This window comes from Roseateles chitinivorans (assembly GCF_050632235.1).
Taxonomy (GTDB): Bacteria; Pseudomonadota; Gammaproteobacteria; order Burkholderiales; family Burkholderiaceae_C; genus Roseateles; species Roseateles chitinivorans_A.
Genome location: NZ_CP192584.1, coordinates 1,238,123 through 1,259,194, shown reverse-complemented (window position 1 = coordinate 1,259,194; position 21,072 = coordinate 1,238,123). Strand labels below are relative to the sequence as shown.

Annotated in this window: 20 protein-coding genes; 8 read left to right on the top strand and 12 right to left on the bottom strand. The window is 68.1% G+C overall.

The window, feature by feature from the left end; genetic code table 11:
* Positions 1 to 4: 4 nt before the first annotated feature.
* Positions 5 to 172, bottom strand: a complete 168-nt coding sequence (bufA2, locus tag ACQ859_RS05695; protein ID WP_431264942.1) for a BufA2 family periplasmic bufferin-type metallophore — start codon at positions 170 to 172, stop codon at positions 5 to 7.
* Between the two features lie 435 nt (positions 173 to 607).
* Positions 608 to 1,354 (bottom strand): nuclear transport factor 2 family protein, encoded by a 747-nt coding sequence (locus tag ACQ859_RS05690; RefSeq protein ID WP_431264941.1) that lies wholly within the window; start codon positions 1,352 to 1,354, stop codon positions 608 to 610.
* On the opposite strand from ACQ859_RS05690, the gene ACQ859_RS05685 reads away from it, so the two are divergent.
* Positions 1,284 to 1,901 (top strand): MerR family transcriptional regulator, encoded by a 618-nt coding sequence (locus ACQ859_RS05685; protein ID WP_431264940.1) that lies wholly within the window; start codon positions 1,284 to 1,286, stop codon positions 1,899 to 1,901. The genes ACQ859_RS05690 and ACQ859_RS05685 overlap by 71 nt on opposite strands.
* 69 nt (positions 1,902 to 1,970) lie before the next feature.
* Here the strand turns inward: ACQ859_RS05685 and ACQ859_RS05680 are convergent, their stop codons facing one another.
* Positions 1,971 to 2,555: a CGNR zinc finger domain-containing protein gene (locus ACQ859_RS05680; protein WP_431264939.1), complete on the bottom strand. Its 585-nt coding sequence runs from the start codon at positions 2,553 to 2,555 to the stop codon at positions 1,971 to 1,973.
* A 139-nt stretch (positions 2,556 to 2,694) separates the two neighbouring features.
* On the opposite strand from ACQ859_RS05680, the gene ACQ859_RS05675 reads away from it, so the two are divergent.
* Complete coding sequence (locus ACQ859_RS05675) at positions 2,695 to 3,585, top strand: alpha/beta fold hydrolase (protein WP_431266470.1); 891 nt, start codon at positions 2,695 to 2,697, stop codon at positions 3,583 to 3,585.
* Between the two features lie 71 nt (positions 3,586 to 3,656).
* Here the strand turns inward: ACQ859_RS05675 and glmS are convergent, their stop codons facing one another.
* Complete coding sequence (gene glmS / locus ACQ859_RS05670; protein ID WP_431264938.1) at positions 3,657 to 5,531, bottom strand: glutamine--fructose-6-phosphate transaminase (isomerizing); 1,875 nt, start codon at positions 5,529 to 5,531, stop codon at positions 3,657 to 3,659.
* A 161-nt stretch (positions 5,532 to 5,692) separates the two neighbouring features.
* Between glmS and ACQ859_RS05665 the strand changes: the two genes are divergently transcribed.
* A complete protein-coding gene (locus ACQ859_RS05665; protein ID WP_431264937.1) occupies positions 5,693 to 6,178 on the top strand; it encodes an Lrp/AsnC family transcriptional regulator in 486 nt (161 codons plus the stop codon).
* A 231-nt stretch (positions 6,179 to 6,409) separates the two neighbouring features.
* Positions 6,410 to 7,372 carry an IS110 family transposase gene (locus tag ACQ859_RS05660; protein ID WP_431263498.1) on the top strand — a complete coding sequence of 321 codons (963 nt, stop codon included), beginning with the start codon at positions 6,410 to 6,412 and terminating at the stop codon, positions 7,370 to 7,372.
* Between the two features lie 132 nt (positions 7,373 to 7,504).
* On the opposite strand, the gene ACQ859_RS05655 is transcribed toward ACQ859_RS05660, so the two are convergent.
* From ACQ859_RS05655 to ACQ859_RS05625, 7 genes are all read right to left on the bottom strand, one after another.
* Positions 7,505 to 8,686: a class I SAM-dependent rRNA methyltransferase gene (locus tag ACQ859_RS05655; RefSeq protein WP_431264936.1), complete on the bottom strand. Its 1,182-nt coding sequence runs from the start codon at positions 8,684 to 8,686 to the stop codon at positions 7,505 to 7,507.
* Between the two features lie 28 nt (positions 8,687 to 8,714).
* The gene (locus ACQ859_RS05650) at positions 8,715 to 9,902 is read right to left on the bottom strand and encodes an AAA family ATPase (RefSeq protein ID WP_431264935.1); all 1,188 of its coding nucleotides are present in this window, start codon (positions 9,900 to 9,902) and stop codon (positions 8,715 to 8,717) included.
* Positions 9,903 to 10,005: 103 nt separating this feature from the next.
* Positions 10,006 to 11,595, bottom strand: a complete 1,590-nt coding sequence (locus ACQ859_RS05645) for a hypothetical protein (RefSeq protein ID WP_431264934.1) — start codon at positions 11,593 to 11,595, stop codon at positions 10,006 to 10,008.
* A 14-nt stretch (positions 11,596 to 11,609) separates the two neighbouring features.
* Positions 11,610 to 12,539 (bottom strand): tyrosine recombinase XerC, encoded by a 930-nt coding sequence (locus ACQ859_RS05640; RefSeq protein WP_431264933.1) that lies wholly within the window; start codon positions 12,537 to 12,539, stop codon positions 11,610 to 11,612.
* Positions 12,517 to 13,236 carry a DUF484 family protein gene (locus ACQ859_RS05635; RefSeq protein WP_431259430.1) on the bottom strand — a complete coding sequence of 240 codons (720 nt, stop codon included), beginning with the start codon at positions 13,234 to 13,236 and terminating at the stop codon, positions 12,517 to 12,519. Before ACQ859_RS05635 ends, ACQ859_RS05640 begins: the two co-directional genes overlap by 23 nt.
* Positions 13,233 to 14,108 (bottom strand): diaminopimelate epimerase, encoded by an 876-nt coding sequence (gene dapF / locus ACQ859_RS05630; protein ID WP_431264932.1) that lies wholly within the window; start codon positions 14,106 to 14,108, stop codon positions 13,233 to 13,235. The genes ACQ859_RS05635 and dapF overlap by 4 nt, the downstream gene beginning before the upstream one ends.
* Positions 14,109 to 14,120: 12 nt before the next feature.
* A complete protein-coding gene (locus ACQ859_RS05625; protein ID WP_431264931.1) occupies positions 14,121 to 15,008 on the bottom strand; it encodes a lipid A biosynthesis acyltransferase in 888 nt (295 codons plus the stop codon).
* A gap of 205 nt (positions 15,009 to 15,213) precedes the next feature.
* Between ACQ859_RS05625 and metK the strand changes: the two genes are divergently transcribed.
* The 4 genes from metK (at position 15,214) to ACQ859_RS05605 (ending at position 19,840) form a co-directional block, all read left to right on the top strand.
* On the top strand, positions 15,214 to 16,392 hold the full coding sequence (gene metK, locus ACQ859_RS05620; RefSeq protein ID WP_331613785.1) for a methionine adenosyltransferase: 1,179 nt from the start codon (positions 15,214 to 15,216) through the stop codon (positions 16,390 to 16,392).
* 118 nt (positions 16,393 to 16,510) lie between these two features.
* Positions 16,511 to 17,563 carry a GGDEF domain-containing response regulator gene (locus tag ACQ859_RS05615; protein ID WP_431264930.1) on the top strand — a complete coding sequence of 351 codons (1,053 nt, stop codon included), beginning with the start codon at positions 16,511 to 16,513 and terminating at the stop codon, positions 17,561 to 17,563.
* A gap of 86 nt (positions 17,564 to 17,649) precedes the next feature.
* On the top strand, positions 17,650 to 18,672 hold the full coding sequence (locus tag ACQ859_RS05610; RefSeq protein WP_431264929.1) for a GGDEF domain-containing response regulator: 1,023 nt from the start codon (positions 17,650 to 17,652) through the stop codon (positions 18,670 to 18,672).
* A 70-nt stretch (positions 18,673 to 18,742) separates the two neighbouring features.
* Positions 18,743 to 19,840: a DNA glycosylase AlkZ-like family protein gene (locus ACQ859_RS05605; RefSeq protein WP_431264928.1), complete on the top strand. Its 1,098-nt coding sequence runs from the start codon at positions 18,743 to 18,745 to the stop codon at positions 19,838 to 19,840.
* A gap of 58 nt (positions 19,841 to 19,898) precedes the next feature.
* Here the strand turns inward: ACQ859_RS05605 and ACQ859_RS05600 are convergent, their stop codons facing one another.
* Positions 19,899 to 20,927: an aldo/keto reductase gene (locus ACQ859_RS05600; RefSeq protein ID WP_431264927.1), complete on the bottom strand. Its 1,029-nt coding sequence runs from the start codon at positions 20,925 to 20,927 to the stop codon at positions 19,899 to 19,901.
* Between the last annotated feature and the right edge of the window lie 145 nt (positions 20,928 to 21,072).

Sequence of the window (21,072 nt, the reverse complement as noted above, 5' to 3'; positions counted from 1 at the left end):
GGACTTACTTCTTCGCCGCCAAGTCGCCGATCGTGCCGCCGGCGCTCAGGCAGGACGCCGCGCTCATGCCCTTGAAGCTGTGGCCCTTGCACTCGTTCTGGCCCTTGCAGGCGTTCTCGGTGGTCTTGCAGTCCGCGTTGCCCTTGCACTCGTGCACGCCGTAGCAGTGCACCTTGTCGCTGGCGGCGACGGCCAGGCCGCTGCTGCCCTGGGGGCGGGCGCCGCCTGGACGGACAGGGCGAACATGGCGGCGGCAGCGGCCAGGGCGGCGGATTGGGTCTTGCTGATCATGGGGGCACTCCGAAAGAAGGTTCAGGTTGATGAAGCGGAGCGCTTCTGCGCGTTCCGCAGCCTTCTATTCGGTGGAGTGAGCGCTGGGGTTACAGCCGCAGAAAAAATTCTTTCGCGAACCCCAGTGGAAAAGGCCTGACGAGCTGGGGTGCAGCCCGTGGCGCTCGGCACGCCAGCACTTCTGGCCGTACCGTGCTTGTGCCGGAAGCTCAACCCGGCGCGACTTCTTCGCATGGATCTTCGAAGCGCCACTGCGAGGATGTTTCGCGAAGCACGCAGTGCGCCTTACAAGGTGTCTATGAACCAGCAACAGCGCTCAGTCTCGAACGAAGAGCGTGTCACTGCTCTCCATTCGCCCGATGAAGCCTGTCACCCGGTCTGAAGCGGGATCCCGCTGGAAGACTCGCCGCATCCGCATGTCTCCCGGCGTGAAGAAGACATCTCGAGTCTCGGGTTGCAACTCGATGAGCTCGTTGTCCGAGCGGACGAGCACGAGGTGCTGTCCCTCTCTTCGAATCACGACCCTGTCGGCATTCGATCGGTACGTGCCTGCGAGTTCGTCGAGCTGCGACTGCGCGAGAGTGACAGCCGGCGGATTCGTTCGAACTGGTTCGGTATGGACCAGCCTCAATTTCCAGGCGCCGTCGATCTTCTGCCAAGTCTCGGTCATCACGAATCGGCCAGCTGACCGTGACGATGCGTAGGCCGCCTGCTTCTGGACTTCAGCTTCGAAAATGACGATGGCGGTGTCTCCGACGCGATGAACGCCATACGTTTTGATCGCCAGAGGCTTCTTTCCGTCTTCCTTGAGCGCCTCCAAAATGTCGCGTCTGTGCGCGATCTGACCAGACTCGATATAGGAAAAGTCGGACGTCGTCATGCGCTCCCAGGTGGCACGATCTCCCCGGTGCACGGCGTTGAGGAGCGCCTCGTCATAGCCGCGAAGACGGGTGACAAGCTCCGGCTCCTCTGTCTGCGCTCGCGCCGAGTGCATGCTCGCAAGAAGGGGGATGAGTGCGAGGGTGAGCAGCCTTGCCGCCCTGATCGTCAGCTTTTTGTCCATTGCCATGAGATCCTTGTCGCTGATTGTCCGCGAGCGCTCTGACGCCTGCGGAGCCGCACCTGAGGCACGGCGACGTCATGCTATGGTCCGTACCATGGTACGGAGTCAACAGCATTCGCTACTGACGATTGCAGGCTTGGCGCGAGAGGCCGGTGTGAGCGTAGAGACGATTCGCTACTACCAGCGAAGAGACTTGATGGACACGCCTGAGCGCCCGACAGGCGACAACCGCAGCGGCGTCGTGCGGCGGTACGGCGAGGCCGACGTCCGCAAACTCCGTTTCATCCGGTCGGCTCAAAGGGCCGGCTTCACCCTCGAACAGATCAAGGAACTGATTGGTCTCGACGCGAAGGGCGATCGTTCCCGCGTGCTAGCGCTCGCGCAAGGGCGAATTGCTGCGTTGTCCGTCAAGATCGTCGAACTCGAGGAGGCGCGCAGCGCGCTGAACGCCTTGGCAAGAGAGTGCGCAGAAGGTTCCTGCGGTCCATGCCCGATTCTGGCGGCCTTCGATCGCGGACTGAGCCGGTCGACGCCAGCCGACGGCTGAACGGGGAAAGTCCCCGAGGCCGACGCATCACCTTGGGGCGAGTTTTCCTCGGAGAGCGCCCGATGCGTACTACCCTCCCCGCTTCCGCTCCCGGAACGCCGCCACCTTCATCCGGTTGCCGCATGCCGCCATGCTGCACCAGCGTCGGCGGTGCGACTTCGTCAGGTCGCAGAACAGCAGCGTGCAGTCATGCGCCTCGCAGGGCTTCACCAATTCGAGCGGCGTCTCCGTCAGCAGCGTCACCAGCGCCTGCGCGACCGGCTCCAGCAGGCTGGCGGCGTCGTCCCGACGACGCGCCGTCACGATCTGGAAGGACTGGCTGGCGGCATCCCATTGGAGTTCCCGCGTAGCGCGGCCCGACTCCAGCACGCGGTTGACGACACCCGCCTCGGTCGCGTCGGGCGTCCTGGCCGCGGCCACCAGCGCGGTGGCGTTCTCCCGCAATTCCAGCGCGAGCTTCAGCAAGCCCCGCGGCGGCGCCTGGACATCGTCGGGCAACACACCCGCCTGCCGCAGCCAGCCGAGCACGCTGGCGTCGTCCACCAGACATTCGCGCTGCGCAGCGCCGACGCCATACCGCGTGTTGATGAAGTCGAGCGCCAGGTTGTCGCCCACGAACAGCGCGTCGCGCAGAGGGGAAGAGCTCTCTTGCATCCGTCCATTGTAACCGCCAATTAATTTCTTGACCGGTTACCCCATGGCATGTAACCTGAAATCATTCTTTGACAGGTTACAAGGAGCCTGAACGATGACTTCGATCCATTCATTGACTTCAGTCGGACTCGCCGCGGCCATGCTGTCCGCCGGGGTGAGCGCGGCGGATCTGCAGGTGCGCCACCGCTTCGAGCAGGTCGGCAACGTGAAGGTGTTCTTCCGGGAGGCCGGCGATCCGAAGGCCCCCGCGGTGTTGCTGCTGCACGGGTACGCCGCCTCGTCCTTCATGTATCGGAACCTGATCCCGATGTTGGCGGACAAGTACCACGTCATCGCCCCGGACCTGCCCGGTTTCGGCTTTACCGAGGCGCCTCCGCGTGGCCAGTACGCCTACACCTTCGACCAGCTCGCGAAGACGATGACGCGCTTCACCGAGCAGCTGAAGCTGGATCGTTTCGCGATGCAAGTGTTCGACTACGGCGCCCCGGTCGGTTGGCGCATGGCGCTGGCCAACCCGGGCCGCGTGACCGCGATCGTGTCGCAGAACGGCAATGCGTATGAAGAGGGTCTGGGGAAGGGCTGGGCTCCCATCCAGACCTACTGGAAGGCACCGACCCAGGAGAACCGCGACGCGCTGCGCGAGTTCCCGACGCCGGCGTCCATCAAGTGGCAATACCTGGAAGGCGTTCCCGATGAACGCCTGGTCGCCCCCGACGCGATCGCGCTGGAAAGCATGCTGGTGTCCCGTCCGGGCAATGCGGAAGTGCAGCTCGACCTGCTGCTCGATTACGCGTCCAACGTCGCGCAGTACCCGAAATACCAGGCCTACTTCCGCCAGCATCAGCCGCCGCTGCTGGCGGTGTGGGGCAGGAATGACCCGTTCTTCCTGCCCGCCGGTGCGCAGGCATGGAAACGCGACATCCCCGATGCCGACGTGCGCTTCTACGACACCGGGCATCTGGCCCTGGAGACGCACGGGATCGAGATCGGCACGGTGATCAGGGCCTTCCTGGACAAGAACGTGAAGTGAGCAGGTGGCATGCCGGCCACGTTGTCACCGGTGATGGCGGGGATCAACAGGACTGCTCCCCCATTCGAGGCTCACTCCACCGTCACGCTCTTCGCCAGGTTCCGCGGCTTGTCCACGTCCGTCCCGCGCGCGCAGGCCGTGTGATACGCCAGCAGCTGCAGCGGCACCGTGTGCAGGATCGGGCTCAGCGCGCCGTAGTGCTCCGGCATCCGGATGACGTGGAGGCCCGGCTCGCTGTCGATCTTCGTGTCGCCGTCGGCGAACACGAACAGCTCGCCGCCGCGCGCGCGCACTTCCTGCATGTTGCTCTTGAGCTTCTCCAGCAGCGTGTCGTTCGGCGCCACCGTCACGACCGGCATCTGCGCCGTCACCAGCGCCAGAGGGCCGTGCTTCAGCTCACCGGCCGGATACGCCTCGGCGTGGATGTAGCTGATCTCCTTGAGCTTCAGCGCGCCTTCCAGCGCGATCGGGTAATGCAGCCCGCGGCCGAGGAACAGCGCGTTCTCCTTGCGCGCGAACTCCTCGCTCCAGGCGATCACCTGCGGCTCCAGCGCCAGCACGGCCTGCACCGCCACCGGCAGGTGACGCAGCGCCTTGAGGTGTTCCTGCTCCTGCTCCTCCGTCAGATGCCCGCGTGTCTGCGCCAGCGCCAGCGTGAGCAGGAACAAGCCCACCAGCTGCGTCGTGAACGCCTTCGTCGACGCCACGCCGATCTCCGCGCCGGCGCGCGTGATGTACGCCAGCGAGCACTCCCGCACCATCGCGCTCGTCGACACGTTGCACACCGTGAGCGTGTGCACCATCCCCAGCGAGCGCGCATGCTTCAGCGCGGCCAGCGTGTCCGCCGTCTCGCCGCTCTGGCTGATCGTCACCACCAGCGTGCGCGGATTCGGCACGCTGTCGCGGTAGCGGTACTCGCTCGCGATCTCCACGCTGGTCGGGATCTTGGCGATGCTCTCCAGCCAGTACTTCGCCGTCGAGCCCGCGTAGTAGCTGGTCCCGCACGCCAGGATCAGCACCGAGTCGATCTCCTTGAACACGCGGAACGCGCCATCGCCGAACAGCTCCGGGCTGATGCCCTGCACCGCGTCCAGCGTGTTGGCGATCGCCACCGGCTGCTCGAAGATCTCCTTCTGCATGTAGTGCCGGTACGGGCCCAGCTCGGCCGCGCCGCTGTGCGCGTGCACGGTCTTCACCTCGCGCTCGACGTTGACGAAACGGCCCGTCGCCGCGTCCTTGTTGCTGATCCAGTAGCGGCCCAGCTGCAGGTCGACGACATCGCCCTCCTCCAGGTACACGATCTGATCGGTCACGCCGGCCAGCGCCATCGCGTCCGAGGCGACGAAGTTCGCGCCGGCGTACTCGTCCTTGCCGACGCCCAGGACCATCGGCGAGCCCTCGCGGGCGCCGATCACGCGGTGCGGCTCGTCCTTGTGGAAGACGGCGATGCCGTACGCGCCGCGCAGCTGCGCCACCGCCGTCTGCACCGCCTCCAGCAGGTCGCCGTGGTAGTGGAAATCGACCAGGTGCGCGATGACCTCGGTGTCAGTCTGGCTGTGGAAGACGTAGCCGCGCGACTTCAGTTCGGCGCGCAGTTCATCGTGGTTCTCGATGATGCCGTTGTGGACCAGCGCCACGCGGCCCGGCTGCAGGTGCGCCTCGGCGCCGGGGCCGTGCGAGAAGTGCGGATGCGCGTTGTGCACCGCCGGCGCGCCGTGCGTCGCCCAGCGCGTGTGCGCAATACCTGTCCCCGCCGCCACGCCGTCCTGCGCGGCGAGCGCCTGCAGTTCAGCGACTCGCGAGGTGCTTCGCGCCCGGCGCAGTTGGCCGTCCTGGTGGACCGCCACCCCGCACGAGTCGTACCCGCGGTACTCGAGCCGCTTCAGGCCCTCGATGAGGATGGGAACGATGTCCTTCTGGCTGACCGCGCCGACGATGCCGCACATGATGTGTCTTCCCGTGTGTTTGCCCGGATGCCCGGACGAATTTGCGAATGGCGGAATGCTAGGCATCTGGGAGAGATGGATGCTTTCAACGTTCATCAATCCATGAAAGAATTCATCACTACCGTCTGATATTGATGGAATATTCCATCTGAATCGATTTCATGGAATATTCCATCACTCTGGACGCCATCGACTTGCGGGTACTGGACCTGCTCCAGCAGGACGCATCGCTGTCCAACCAGGCGCTGGCCGAGCGCGCCCACGTGTCGCCCGCCACCTGTCTGCGTCGCGTGAGGCGGCTGGTCGAGACCGGCGTCATCGAGAAGCAGGTCGCCATCCTGTCGCCGGAGAAGCTGGGGGCGGGGCTGTCGGCGCTGGTCGAGATCACGCTCGACCGGCAAGGTGCAGAGCACCTCGACGCCTTCGAGGCGATCGCCGTCGCGGCGCCCGAGGTCCAGCAGTGCTGGCGCGTCGCGCCGGGGCCGGACTTTGTGCTGGTGCTGCAGGTGCCGGACATGCCGGCGTATCACGCGCTGGTGCAGCGGCTGTTCACGCAGCAGGCCAACGTCCGCAACGTGAAGGCCTTCTTCAGCGTCAAGCGCGCGAAGTTCGAGCCGCGCCTGGCCCTCCCGGCGGCGCGGGGCTGAGGCCCTCGACACGTCCTCCGTCCTGCCTCGACCGCAGCCCTCACCCCTGCCCTTGTATGTAGCAAAGTACGCCCAGGCCGCCACAGGCCGACCAGCCCAGGGTAGGCGCTTCGGCGCCATGCCGAGGGAGAGCGAGGGTCGTGGCGGCCGACCTCGGTTCGTCATGAACAGACAGCCCGAACGGTTGTGAGGTCCATTGAGGCCGTATCGAACACAAGGAAGGGCGCTGGCATGAGCGAAGAGATCTTCATCGGTGTTGACGTTTGCAAGGCGTGGCTGGACCTGGCTCAGGTACCCGCTGCGCCTGCCGACAAGTCTGGCGCGTTGTCGCCGCGAGTGGACAACGACGAGTCTGGACGAGCAGCGCTGGTATCGCAGCTCAAGAAGCTGGGGCCCACGCTGGTGGTGATGGAGGCCACCGGTGGCTTCGAGGCGGCGCTGGCGAGTGAGCTGTGCGCGGCTGGAATCGCCGTGGCGGTGGTCAATCCCAAGAAGGTGCGCGACTTCGCCCGCGCGACCGGTGTCCTTGCCAAGACGGACCGGCTGGACGCTCAGGTGTTGGCCAGGTTCGCACAGGCCATTCGTCCTCAGGTGTATGCGCTACCGGGCGAGACGCAGCAGGAGATCATCGAGCTGGTGGATCGGCGAGCGCAGCTGGTGACCATGCGGGCGCAGGAGAAGAACCGCTTGTCCACGGTCAAGCACGTGGCACGCACGAGCGTGCGGCAACACATCGAGTGGCTGGATAAGCGGATCAAGGAGATCGACAAGGATCTGGACGGTCGCTTGAAGGACTCGACGATCTACCAGCCCAAGTACGAACTGTTGGACAGCGTGCCGGGTGTCGGTCGAGTCACGGTCACGATGCTGCTGGGGCGCCTGCCCGAACTGGGCACCTTGGACCGCAAGCGCCTGACGGCGTTGGTGGGCCTGGCGCCGTTTGCCGATGACAGCGGCAAGCGGCGCGGCCAGCGCTACATCCAGGGCGGACGAGCGGACATCCGCACGGCGATGTACATGGCTGCACTCACGGCCAAGCGATGCAACGGGCCCATCAAGGCGTTGTACGAACGTCTGCGCCTGGCGGGCAAGCCCTTCAAGGTGGCGATGACCGCATGCATGCGCAAGCTGCTGATCATCCTCAACGCCATCCTCAAAACCGGCCAACCCTGGAGAAACGCCGAAGCCGCTTGACACGGTTGCTCTCCCGCAAGCGGGAGAGGGAGTCCGACCGGCTCGACTCGGAGCACTGGCTCCTCTTGCTCCCTCTCCCGCTTGCGGGAGAGGGTGGGAGTGAGGGCCAGCGGTCTGGGCAGGCCTCAGGCTTCAGCGCTTGAGGATCAGCAGGCCCTTGAGGTACTCGCCCTCGGGGAAGTAGATCGTCTGCGGGTGGTCCGGCGTCGCGCCGACGCGGTCCAGGATCAGGCCGTCCGCGCCCGCGTCGATGCCGGCGCCAGCCACGATCTTGTGGAACAGCTCCGGCCCCACGCCGCCCGAGCACGAGAACGTGAACAGCAGGCCGCCCGGCTTCAGCAGCCTCAGGCCGAGGCGGTTGATGTCCTTGTAGGCCCGCGCGGCGCGCTCCGCATGTGCGGCGGTCGGCGCGAACTTCGGCGGGTCCAGCACGATCGCGTCGAAGCTGCGACCCTGCTTGAGCATGTCGCGCAGCGTGTGGTTGACGTCGGCATCCAGCGCCGTGTGGTGCGCCGGATCGAAGCCGTTGAGCGCGACGTGCGCCGTGGCGCGCGCCAGCGCCGGGCCGGACGAGTCGACGCTGATGACCTCCGTCGCGCCGCCCGCAAGCGCAGCGACCGAGAAGCCGCCGGTGTAGCTGAAGCAGTTCAGCACCGACTGGCAACCGTAGTGCTTCACGACCTCGGCGAACTTCCTGCGGTTGTCGCGCTGGTCGAGGTAGTAGCCGGTCTTGTGGCCCTCGGCCACGTCCAGGCTCAGCTTCCAGCTGTTCTCGGAAATGACGAGCTCGGTGCCGCCCTCGCCGCGCAGCCAGCCGGTGACGGGTTCCATGCCTTCGAGCGTGCGCACGTTCGCGTCGGAGCGCTCGTAGATGCGCGTCAGGCCGGTCTGCGCCAGCAGCAGGTCCGCGATGGTCTGCTTCCAGCGTTCGGTGCCGGCGGACAGGAACTGCGCGCTCAGCGTGTCGCCGTAGCGGTCGACGATCAGGCCCGGCAGGCCGTCGGCCTCGCCATGGATCAGGCGCACCGCGTCGGAATCGATCGGCATGCGCGCGCGCAGCGCCAGCGCCGCGGCGATGCGGCGCTCGAAGAAGGCCGCGTCGATGCGCTCCTGCTCGTCGAAGCTCCACGCGCGCACGCGGATCAGCGACTCCGGACTGAACGAGGCCCAGCAGAGGAAGGCGCCGTCGAAGGCTTCGACGCGCACGGTCTCGCCGGCGTCGGCCTTGCCCCTCGCGATCGAGCCCTCGAAGACCCAGGGATGGCGGCGGAGGAGCGAGCGCTCCTTGCCTTCGCGGAGACGGATGGATTTCATGGGGACGGATTGTCCGCGATGCGCAGGGTCAGTCGTCGTCGCCGCCACGCCGCACTTGCGGCGGCACGGGCGGCCATTCCCCCGCCTGGCGACGCTCGTCGAACCAGCTGTGCATGGCCGAATCCTGCACCGCGTATTCGCCTCTCGCGGACTTCCACACCAGGACGGGCGAGTGCTGCCGGAGCGAATCGAGCGCACGCTGCACCATGGGCGCATTGATCGGCTGCGCCAGCAACTCGCTGTAGAAGCGCAAGGCCTTGGAGTCGAACGCACGGAAGCGTCCGGCTTGCTCCAGCATCCGCCACAACACGACTTGCTCGATCGGCTTGAGCCCCAGGAAGTCAGCCTCCATCTGTGACTCATCCTTGCGCTGATGCTCGGCGGACGCGTTCAGGAGGGCGTCTTCAAAACGGCCGCGAATGCCGGACAGCGGGCTCAATATCTCGCCGAGCGCCACCATGAACAGCTGCGGTCGATGTCCGATCGCGTCGAACGCCCGTCGAAGCGCATCCTGGTCGACGGGCGCCAGCGACGGGCGCTGCGCCTCGATCAGCGAAGCGACGTAAGCGATGAAGTCAGCTCCCAGCGGCGGCATCGCCTGCACGTGAGAGCCGAAAAACGGCGCGGCATTGGAGTTGACCAGTCGCATCAACTTGTCGCGGTCCGAGCCGGACATCACCAGCATCAGATTCACCTCGTCGCGGCTGTTCAACTGATCCCGCGCCGATTTCAAGGACGTCATCGCCGCCTCACCCCGCTCGCTGGTGAGCGCGTGCTGAGCCTCGTCGATGATCAATGCGACCGGCTTGCCTGCGGTCTCATGCAATGCACGCAAGGCGTCGACCAGCGTCAGCCCCTCCAGCGTTCCGATCTTGCTGGTATCGATCTGCAGCCACCCCGCCATGCTGAGCTTGTCCAGGCCGGCCTTTTTTGCGGTACGGGCCACCAGTCCCAGCTGCGGCTGGAGCGCTCGCCCGATGGCCTCTGCGATCACGACGGCGGGATCGCGCCCCGTGTCGGTCCAGAGGTCGGTGTAGACCACCACCACGCCGGCCGCCTCCAACGCGGGCTTCAGATCGCTCTGCAGGAATGTGGACTTGCCGGTGCGACGAGGCGCGGACAAGAACAAGCCGTTGTGCGCATCCCCGAACAGCGATTTTCCCATCAGCGCGGGCACCAACTGTTCGGCCAGATCGGTCCGCGGGAAGGAGATCATCGTTTTATCGGTCAATTATCGGAAAACCGATAATTTATCGGCTGGACCGATAAAACTCAATAATTCGTTCGAGTCAGGCGGGCGCCGCCTGCTCGACGGGCGATCAGCGCTGCGCAGCCGGCCCCAGCGTGCCGAACGCCCAGCCGATGTTCAGGCTGACCATCGGGGTGCTCTGCTTCTCGCCGCCGAGGGCCTTCCACTGGCCCACGCCGACCTTCACGCGCAGGCGGTCCCGGCCGGTGCCTTCCCACTGCGCCCACACCTCGCCCTGCGTCACCGCGCCGCCGCCGACCGCGACATTGCCGCCGCCCGCCGCGCCGACCAGCGCTTCCGCGCCGACCCGCACGCCGTTCCACTTCGGCGAATGCGCGCCGAGACCGAACATGCCGTACGAGAACGCGCCCGCCTTGCCCAGCGCCGCGCTGCCCGCCTGCGCCACGCCGTACCACGGGCCGCCGAAGTCGCGCGTCATGCCGATGCCCAGGCCCGTCACGTTGTCCTTCGAGCCGTCCTTGAACTTGAACTCCTTGAAGTAGGGCATGCTCAGGTACAGCGCCTGCGCACGGATGGTCCCCGACTCCAGCGGCGGCGTGTCCAGGATGCGCGAGACCTTCTCCAGCGGCAGCGCCAGCGAACCCCGCACCTGGAAGGAGTCGTAGTGCCCCCACGGCGCCTTCATGTAGCCGGCATCCAGCCGCAGCGTCGGGCCCCACGGCGTGATCCAGCGCAGCGTCGGACCGACCCGCACCAGCCAGCCGTTGCCCGTGTCCATGTCGCCGCCGCCGCCCAGGCCGAACGAGAACTGTCCGCCCACCCGCAGCCGCGGGCTGCCGATGCCCCAGTCCTGGCCGGCGTTGGCCAGGATCTCCATGTAGCCGTCATGTCCGCCCGAGGCGGCACCCGAGGCCTCCAGGCCCCACCAGGACGAGCCGTCGCCGAAGTACTGCCGCAGGTCGCCGCCGGCCTTGCCCTTGCGGCCCGTCAGCGGCACGCCGCCGCGCGTGCGGCTGCCGCTGCGCGGCTTCTCGGCGCCCGCGCTCAGCGCGATCTCGTCGAAGCCCATGCCCGTGCGGTCGCCCGCGCGGCCCGGCGATCCCGAATCGCTCGGGTTGAAGCTCAGGAAGCGATCCATCCGCCCGATCGTGAACGCGACGCCGGTGTCCTTGATGTTGCCGTTGCCGTTCGGGAACGTGATGTGCGAGACGCCGACCCCCGCATACCAGTTGCCGAACTCGCCGCGCAAGGAGAGCTCCGGGCGCAGCATCAGGCCGCCGCCGGCCCGCACCTTGTCCGAGCTCACGCCGCCGCCCGCCCCGGCGTAAAGGCTGGCGGCCAGGTGCAGGTTGGGCCCGACGCGGAAGCGCCGTTGCACGTTGAAACCGACCGTGAACAGGCCGCCATATTCGCCCTGCGCCGCGCCGTAGGCGGCCGGACCGAGGCCCCAGTCCTCGTTGACCGCCACCATGTAGTGCGCGCCCAGGAACGCCGTCTTCTGCCCCGTGGGCATCTTGACCGGCGACCAGTTCAGCTCGAACGCCGCGGGCCGGCTGTCGGTGGCGGTGATGACCGGCCGCTCCGACGCGTCGCTCGATGCCGACTGGGCGTTCGCGTGCATCTGCGCCGCCATCAGGGCGGAACACAGCAGCAGCGGGCGGGAAGGGAAACGCGAAGAGGTCAGGTCAAGGCGGCGCATCGGGAAGCAGTCGGTTATTTCTTGCGGGCGCGTGGATGCGCCGCGTCGTAGACCTTGGCCAGGTGCTGGAAGTCCAGCCGGGTGTAGATCTGCGTGGTGCTGATGTTGGCGTGGCCCAGCAGTTCCTGGACCGCGCGCAGGTCGCCGCTGCTCTGCAGCAGGTGCGACGCGAACGAGTGGCGCAGCATGTGCGGATGGACATGCGTGGGCATGCCCGCCGCCAGCGCGCGTTGCTTGAGACGCTTGCGGATCTGGTCGGCGCTGAGCCGGTGGCCGCGCGGACCGACCAGCAGCGCCGGTTCGTCCGCCGACGCCCATTGGCCGCGGACCTCGATCCACGCGCGCAGCGCCGTCATCGACGGCCCGCCCAGCGGCACGGCACGGCGCTTCGAGCCCTTGCCGAGGACCTGCGCCTCGGCGTCCTCGAGCACGATCCAGCCGGCGGAGGACGCCTGGTGCCGCTGGTCCAGGCCGGCCAGCTCGGAGACGCGCAGGCCGCTGCCGTAGAGCAGTTCGACCAGGCAACGCTCCAGCGCCTCGGCGACCGGATCGGCCGCGTCCTGATGGTGCTCCGCGAGCCGCACCGCGTCGTCGACGCCCAGCGCCTTCGGCAGCGGCCGGCCCTGCTTGGGCGCATGCAGGTCGGCGATCGGGTTCGCGTCGACGAGGCCGTTCTGGCCCAGCCAGCGGTACCAGCCGCGCCACGCGGACAGGATCAGCGCCAGCGTGCGCGGCTTGAGCTTCTCCCCGTGCAGCTTCGCGAGGAAACGCCGCGCCTGATGCGCCGTCAGGCGCAGCAGGTTCAGGTCTTCCGCCACGGCGAGCCCGGTCAGCCGCTGCAGCGCCTCCGTGTAGAGCGTCAGCGTGCGCTCCGCCAGGCGGCGCTGCACGCGCAGGTGGTCCAGGTAGCGCTGCTGCTCGTCAGTCAGGCTGGGCAGCGACATGGGGAGCGGCCTGGGCGGCGTGCGGATCGGCGTCCAGCAGGCGCGAGAGCGCGGCGCTCGCGATCTCGCCGACACGGGCCAGGAACTCGGTGCCCATCTCGGCCGTGTAGCGCGTCGGATCCGGCGAGCCCAGCACCAGCAGCCCGAACGGCTGCGCCGGCGCGCCCGTCGTCAGCGGCACCAGCGCCAGCGAGGCCACGTCGTCCTCCAGCCAACGCGCGGCTTCGAAGCCCGAATTGATGCCGCAGTACGGCTGGTTCAGGCTGCCCACGAAGGTCTTCACGTCCGGGTTGACCTCGGCCGCGAACGGCGCCAGCGCGTGGCCGGCGTCGACGTTCCACAGCCGCAGGCCCGCCTGCGGGATCAGGAACTGGTGGCGCAGCTCGCGCAACAGCACTTCCGGCAGCTGGCGGTCGTCGCGCGTCAGCATCAGCGCCAGCGTCCAGCGGTGCAGCCGGTCGGCGATGGCGACGTTCTCCTGCCCGTTGCGGATCATCTCGATGATCTTGTTTTCCAGGCCGCGGATCTTGTCGCGCAGCAGCTCCGCCTGGCGCTCCTGCAGCGAGACCGCGCGCTGACCGTGCGGATGCGAGATCCGGACGTTGGCCAGCAGTTCGGCGTGACGTTCGAAGAACGCCGGGTCATTCGCCAGGTAGTCGGCGATGTCTTGTTCGGTGATGCCTTCGATGCCGCTCACAGTTCGATTTCTCCTTCAAAGACCGTCTGTGCCGGCCCCGTCATGTAGACCGGGGCGGACAGCCCCGGGCCTCCCGGCGTCATGCCGGCCCATTCGATGCGCAGGTCGCCGCCGCGCGTGTGCACCTCGACCGCGGCGTCCAGCCAGCCCAGCCGGATGCCCGCCACCACCGCCGCGCAGGCGCCGGTGCCGCAGGCCAGCGTCTCGCCGGCGCCGCGCTCGAAGACGCGCAGCTTCACTTCGCCGCGGCTGACGATCTGCAGGAACCCGGCGTTGACGCGCCGGGGGAACGATGCATGGTGCTCGACCAGCGGGCCGACGATGCCCACCGGCGCCTGGTCGACGTCGTCGACCCGCTGCACCGCGTGCGGATTGCCCATCGACAGCACGGCGACATCCGCCGTGATGCCGTCGCCCAGGTCCAGCGGCCAGCGCTCGAACCCGTTCTCATGGCGCGGGGCCGATTCCTTCGGGTCGAACGGGATCCGCGGCAGGTCGAAGACCGGCGCGCCCATGTCGACCGTGACCCGGCCGTCGTCCTGCAGGCGCAGCTCCAGCAGCGCGTTGATGGTCTGCACGCGGATGGTCCGCTTGTCGGTCAGGCCCTTGTCGACGACGTAGCGCACGAAGCAGCGCGCGCCGTTGCCGCACTGCTCCACCTCGGACCCGTCCGAGTTGAAGATGCGGTAGCCGAAATCGACGTCCGGAGACTTCGACGCCTCGATCACCAGGATCTGGTCGCAGCCCACGCCGAAGCGGCGGTCGCCGACGCGCCGCAGCTGGTCACTGGTCAGCGGCATCGGGTGGCGCGTGGCGTCCAGCACGACGAAGTCGTTGCCGGCGCCCTGCATCTTGGTGAAGCGCAGTTTCATGGGAGCGGATTATCAGGAATACAGCGACGCCTCGCCGGGCGGTCGCGTCTTGAATCGCTTGTGGACCCAGAAATACTGGGCCGGGTGCTCGCGGATCCGGTCCTCGAGCCAGCGGTGGAAGTGGTTGGCGTCGGCTTCCAGGTCGCCGCTCGGGTAGTTCTCCAGCGGCTCGTGCGCATGGATCACGATGCCCTCGCCCTTGGGCAGCATCGTGACGATCACCGGCTGCACCACCATCTTCATCGTCTGCGCGATCTTGGCCGGCGCCAGCAGCGTGTTGGCCGGCACGCCGAAGAACGGCACGAAGGCCGAGTCCTTCGGGCCGAAGTCCATGTCGGGCAGGTTCAGGAAGGAGTAGCCGTCGCGGATCGCCCGCAGCACGCTGCGCACGCCCTCGTGGCGGTCGACCAGCTTGGTCGTGCCGAAGCGCGAGCGCGCCTTGCGCAGCGCCTCGTCGAAGAGCGCGTTGCTCTGGCGCTGGTAGATGCTGGCGCCAGGTCTTGCCTGGTTCAGCATCAGCGCCGGCCCGATCCAGTCCAGGCCCACGAAGTGCGGCATCAGCCACATCACCGGGCGGTCGACCTGTTCGGAGAGCTGGATGTTGCCCTCGATGCGCATCAGCTTCAGCAGGCGGCGGTCCGACGCGTACCAGAGCAGCCCGCGCTCGAGCAGGCTGCGGCCCAGCCAGCCGAAGTGTTCCCGCACCAGCGCTTCGCGCTCGGCCAAGGGTTTCTCCGGGAAACACAGTTCGACGTTGCGCAACGCGACGCGCCGGCGCGAGCCGGCCACACGATGCAGGACGCCGCCGAGCCCCCAGCCGAGGGCCGCCAGCCAGCGCAGCGGCAGCCAATGAAGCAGCCAGAGGAGCGCGATCAGCGCATAGGTACCCAGTTTTCCCATCCACCCATCCAGGGGCCCTCGCGGGCCTTTCCTCTTTCCTATAATGCCGCCCCAGTCGCCGAGTTAATCTGGACAACTTGCGGGGCGACTCATAAATCCCGCTAAAGCGTTCGCCGCCTGACTCCCGTCTCGGCGACGCCAAAAGGCAAGCCCGAAGGGCAAGGCCAGAAGGCATTGCCCGAAGACTGAATCACAGGAGTTTAAATTGGCGAGCGATTTCCTCTTCACCTCGGAATCCGTATCCGAAGGCCACCCCGACAAGGTGGCGGACCAGATCTCCGACGCCATCCTCGACGCCATCCTGGCGCAGGACCCGCGCTCCCGCGTCGCGGCCGAGACCCTTTGCAACACCGGCCTGGTGGTGCTGGCGGGCGAGATCACGACCAACGCCCATGTCGACTACATCCAGGTCGCCCGCGACACGATCAAGCGCATCGGCTACGACAACACCGAGTACGGCATCGACTACAAGGGTTGCGCCGTGCTCGTCGCCTACGACAAGCAGAGCAACGACATCGCCCAGGGCGTCGACCAGGCCTCCGACGACCACCTGAACACCGGCGCCGGCGACCAGGGCCTGATGTTCGGCTACGCCTGCGACGAGACGCCGGAGCTGATGCCCGCGCCGATCTACTACGCGCACCGCCTCGTGGAGCGCCAGGCCCAGCTGCGCAAGGACGGCCGCCTGCCCTTCCTGCGTCCGGACGCGAAGAGCCAGGTCACGATGCGCTACGTCGACGGCAAGCCGCACAGCATCGACACGGTCGTGCTGTCGACGCAGCATGCGCCCGAGATGTCGCTCGGCGACAAGATGAAGCCCGAGTTCTACGAGGCCGTCATCGAGGAGATCATCAAGCCGGTGCTGCCCAAGGAATGGCTGCAGGACACGAAGTACCTGGTCAACCCGACCGGCCGCTTCGTCATCGGCGGCCCGCAGGGCGACTGCGGCCTGACCGGCCGCAAGATCATCGTCGACACCTACGGCGGCGCCTGCCCGCACGGCGGCGGCGCGTTCTCGGGCAAGGATCCGACCAAGGTGGACCGCTCGGCCGCCTACGCCGCCCGCTACGTGGCGAAGAACATCGTCGCCGCCGGCCTGGCCAAGCAGTGCCAGATCCAGGTCGCGTACGCGATCGGCGTCGCGCGTCCGATGAACGTCACGGTCTACACCGAAGGCACCGGCGTCCTGCCCGACGAGCAGATCGCCGCGCTGGTCAACGAGCACTTCGACCTGCGTCCCAAGGGCATCATCCAGATGCTGGACCTGCTGCGTCCGATCTACGGCAAGACCGCGGCCTACGGCCACTTCGGCCGTGAAGAGCCGGAGTTCACCTGGGAACGCACGGACAAGGCGAAGGCGCTGCGGGCGGCGGCGGGCCTGTAATCCCCCTCCCCCAAACCGGTCATTTGCCGCACGCGCGGAAACTTGATCCCCCGACTCAGGGCCGCCTCGCGCGGCCCTGGTCGTTTCAGGAACGCGGGCATCGCGGCAGAATGACCGCATGCATGCGATGCCTACCGCGCCCACCCCGCTGACCATCCTGATCGTCGACGACCAGAACGCCACCCGCGTGGCGCTGACGGCGGAACTGGACCGGGCCGGCCACCGCGTGCTGGAAGCCGACAGCGCCAAATGGGCGCTGGAGCTGTTCCGCCGCTACCGTCCCGACCTGGTGCTGCTGGACATCGAGATGCCGGGCCACGACGGCTACTGGACCTGCCGCGAGATGCGCGCCGCCGAACCCGGCGGCTGGACGCCGATCATCTTCCTGTCCCAGTTCAACCAGGACGAGGACGTCTGGAAGGGCATCGAGGCCGGCGGCGACGACTACCTCGTCAAGCCGGCGTCCGCGATGATCCTGCACGCCAAGCTGCGCGCGATGCACCGCCTGGCGCAGATGCGGTCGCGGCTGGTGCAGATGTCCGAGGAACTGCGCGCCGCCAACGCGCAGCTGGAGGAGCTCTCCAGCGTGGATGCGCTGACCGGCCTGATGAACCGCCGCGCGCTGGACGCGCGGCTGCAGCAGGAGCTGGACCTGGCCCGCCGCGACGGCAAGCCGCTGACGCTGATGCTCTGCGACGTCGACCACTTCAAGCGCTACAACGACGCGGCCGGCCACGTCGCCGGCGACGAATGCCTGCGCCGCATCGGCCGGCTGCTCAAGGAAACCTGCCGCCGCCCGAGCGACTGCGCCGGGCGCTACGGCGGCGAGGAGTTCGCGCTGGTCCTGCCCAACACGCCGCGCTCCGGCGCGATGACCTATGCCCGCGCGCTGATGCGCACGGTGGAGCTCGCGGCGATCCCGCATCCGGATTCGCCGACCGGCGCCACGATCACGCTCTCGGGCGGGATCACGACCTGCCTGCCCGACGAGAGCACCAGCGCCGAGGGCCTGATCATCCGCGCCGACGACGCGCTCTACAACGCCAAGTCCACCGGCCGGAACCGCTTCTTCAGCTACGAGATGCAGATGGACACGGCGGAGCAGCGCCGCGCGGTCGCCCCGGCCGCACCGGCGGCCACGCCCGCCGCCCCGCCGCCGTCCCCGACTTGAGGCATACCCGGACTGCCCGCGAGGGGACCGGCCCCGCATAATCGGCTCCGGCACATCTTGTTGCCGCCAGTCGACGATGCCCGGCCATGGACGCTTCCGCCTCGCTGCCGCCTGCCTCGCTCCCTCCACTGCGCATCCTGGTCGTGGATGACCAGGCCAGCACGCGTGGTTTCCTCTGCAGCCAGCTCCGGGCCATCGGGCACCTCACGCTGGAGGCGGACGGCGGCGACAGCGCCCTGGCCCGTTTCGACGGCGACCACCCCGACCTCGTGCTGCTCGACGTCGAGATGCCCGACCACGACGGCTACTGGGTCGCGAGCCAGATGCGGGCGCACGAGAACGGCGGCTGGACGCCGATCATCTTCCTCTCCAGCCGCGATCGCGACCAGGACCTCTGGCTGGGCATCGAGTCCGGCGGCGACGACTACCTCGTCAAGCCCGTCTCCAACACCGTGCTGCAGGCCAAGCTGCGCGCGATGCAGCGGCTGCGGCGGATGCAGACGCGGCTGCAGGAAGTGTCCGACGACCTGCGCCACAGCAACGAACGGCTGGAGAAGCTCTCCGGCGAGGATCCGCTGACGCGGTTGCTGAACCGGCGCGCCTTCGATGCCCGGCTCGCGCAGGAGATCGCCTGCGCGCGGCGCGACCAGACGCCGCTGACGCTGGTGCTGTGTGACATCGACCACTTCAAGCGCTACAACGATTCCTACGGCCACCTGGCCGGCGATGCCTGCCTGCAGCGCGTCGCGCTGCTGCTGCAGGAGACCTGCCGCCGTCCGCGCGACTGCGCGGCCCGCTACGGCGGCGAGGAGTTCGCGCTGATCCTGCCCGGCACGCCGCGCTCCGGCGCGATGACCTTCGCGCGGGCGGTGATGCGTACGCTGCGCAACTGCAACATGCGCCATCCGGATTCGGTGGAGCCCCACGTCACGCTGTCCGGCGGCATCACCACCTGCGTGCCGGATGCGGAGACGACCGTCGAAGGCCTGCTGCGGCGCTCCGACGACGCGCTCTACACGGCGAAGTCGCGCGGCCGCAACCGCTTCTTCAGCTTCGAGATGCAGATGGACACCGTCGAGCAGGCACCGAGCGGCTTCGCGCCGCTGTGATCCATCCCTGCTGACACATCCGGTGCCGCGCCGGGGTACCGTCACGGCTTTCGACCACCCCTGCTTCCGAATGCCCGTGATCGACCATGACGCGCTGCGGCGTCACGCCATCGCCCGCACCTTCTTCAAGCCGACGACGCTGCTGCGCGCGATCCAGCGCCTGGGCTTCGTGCAGGCCGACCCGATCCGCGCCCCGGCGCGGGCGCAGGACCTGATCCTGATGCACCGGGTGAAGGACTACCGCGCCGGCCAGCTCGAAGCGCGGTACACGAAGCTCGCGGTCGAGGAGGATGCCCTCGTCAACTACGGTTTCCTGCCGCGCGAGACGCTCGCGCTGCTGCATCCGCGCACCGCGAAACGGCCCTGGGACGACGCCATGAACGCCCGCGCCGCCGAGGTGCTCGCGTTCATCCGCGCACGTGGACGCACCCATCCGCAGCATGTGCAGCAGGCCTTCAGCCACGGGCGCGTCGAGGGCTACTGGGGCGGCGAACTCAACGCGAGCACCCAACTGCTCGACGGCATGCATTACCGCGGCCTGCTGCGCGTGGCGCGGCGCGATTCCGGCACGCGCGTCTACGAGGCGATCGAGCACCTGCTGCAGGACGACAGCCCCGAAGCGCGGCATGCGCGGGCGGCCGCGCTGCTCGACATGATCGTGGCGCTCTATGCGCCGCTGCCGTCGGCCAGTCTCGGCTACCTCACCTCGCTGCTCGGCTACGGCGCGCCGCACCTCAGGGTCGAAGCGCGCAACGTGCTGAAGGAAGCGAAGACCCGCTGGGGCCACGCGAAGGTCGACGGCGAGGTCTGGTACTGGCCGGCCGACGAGAACCCCGCGTCGCGCGGCCACAAGGTCGAGCCGGAGCGGCTGCGCTTCCTCGCGCCCTTCGATCCGCTGGTCTGGGACCGCCGCCGCTTCGAGCGGCTGTGGGGCTGGGCCTACCGCTTCGAGGCCTACACGCCGGCGGCGAAGCGGACCATGGGCCACTACGCGCTGCCGATGCTCTGGGGCGACCGGATGATCGGGTGGGCCAACCTGAAGGTCGGGGACGGAACGCTGGTCCCGGACCTCGGCTTCATCGACAAGCGGCCGCGCGACGCGGCCTTCCGGGCCGCGCTCGACGAGGCGTACTACGAGATGGCCGTGTTCCTCGGGCTCGAGGAATGAAGAAGGCCCGGACGGCGTCGCCGTCCAGGCCTCATGACGCGCCCGGGCGATCAGCGCGTCATGCGTTCACCAGCGCCATCGACACCTCGGGGTAGCGTTCCCCGGCGACCGGGAATTCGTCGAGCAGGTCGCGCAGGTCCTCGCGCAGCACGTCGTTGAGCCGCAGGCGCGCGGCCATCGCGTTCTCCTCCAGCCGCGCGATCGAGCGCGTGCCGGGGATCGGCACGACGTCCGGACCGCGGTCCAGCAGCCAGGCGAGCGCCAGCTGCGCCGGCGTCAGGCCGTGGTCGCGGGCCAGCGCGACGATCGCATCGGCCAGCGCGAGGTTCTGCGCCAGGTGGCCGTCCTGGAAGCGCGGATTAACGCGCCGCCAGTCGTTGGCCGCCAGCTGGTCGGCGCTGCGGATCGCGCCGGTCAGGAAGCCGCGCCCCAGCGGGCTGTACGGCACCAGCGCGATGCCGAGCTCACGGCAGGTCGGCAGCACCTCGGCCTCGACATCGCGGGTCCACAGCGAGTACTCGGACTGCACCGCCGCGATCGGATGCACCTTGTGGGCGCGGCGGATCGTCTCGGCGGAGGCCTCGGACAGGCCGATGTGGCGCACCTTGCCGGCGCGCACCAGCGCGGCCATCGCACCGACCGTCTCCTCGATCGGCACGGTCTTGTCGACGCGGTGCAGGTAGTACAGGTCGATGTGGTTGACGCCGAGGCGGCGCAGGCTCCCGTCGCAGGACGCGTGGACGTTCAGCGGCCGGCCGTTGACGCCGGCCGAGAGCCCGTCGGCATTGCGGACGATGCCGAACTTGGTGGCGAGCACCACCTCGCGGCGACGGTTGGCGAGCAGCCCCGACAGCAGCTTCTCGTTGGCGCCGTTGCCGTAGATGTCGGACGTGTCGAGGAAGTTCATCCCGAGGTCCAGCGCGCGGTGCAGGACGGCCATCGACGTGGCCGCGTCGGCGGGACCGTAGAAATCGGACATACCCATGCAGCCGAGGCCGAGGGCGGACACCTCCGGTCCGTGCGCGCCGAGCCGGCGGCGCGGCAGCTGGGGCAGATTGTTGAGCGGTTCCCTGGACATGATGGTCATGGCGGCACTCCTTCAAAAGCGGTGGGAGCGCGACGACCGGACGGCCGCCGCGATGACCGAGAGCTTAGGAATCCGCCCCCTCCCTCACCAGCGCAATGCTCGCCCGTCCTTGCCTGATCCTCCGGAACCCGGTCCGCCGCGCTCG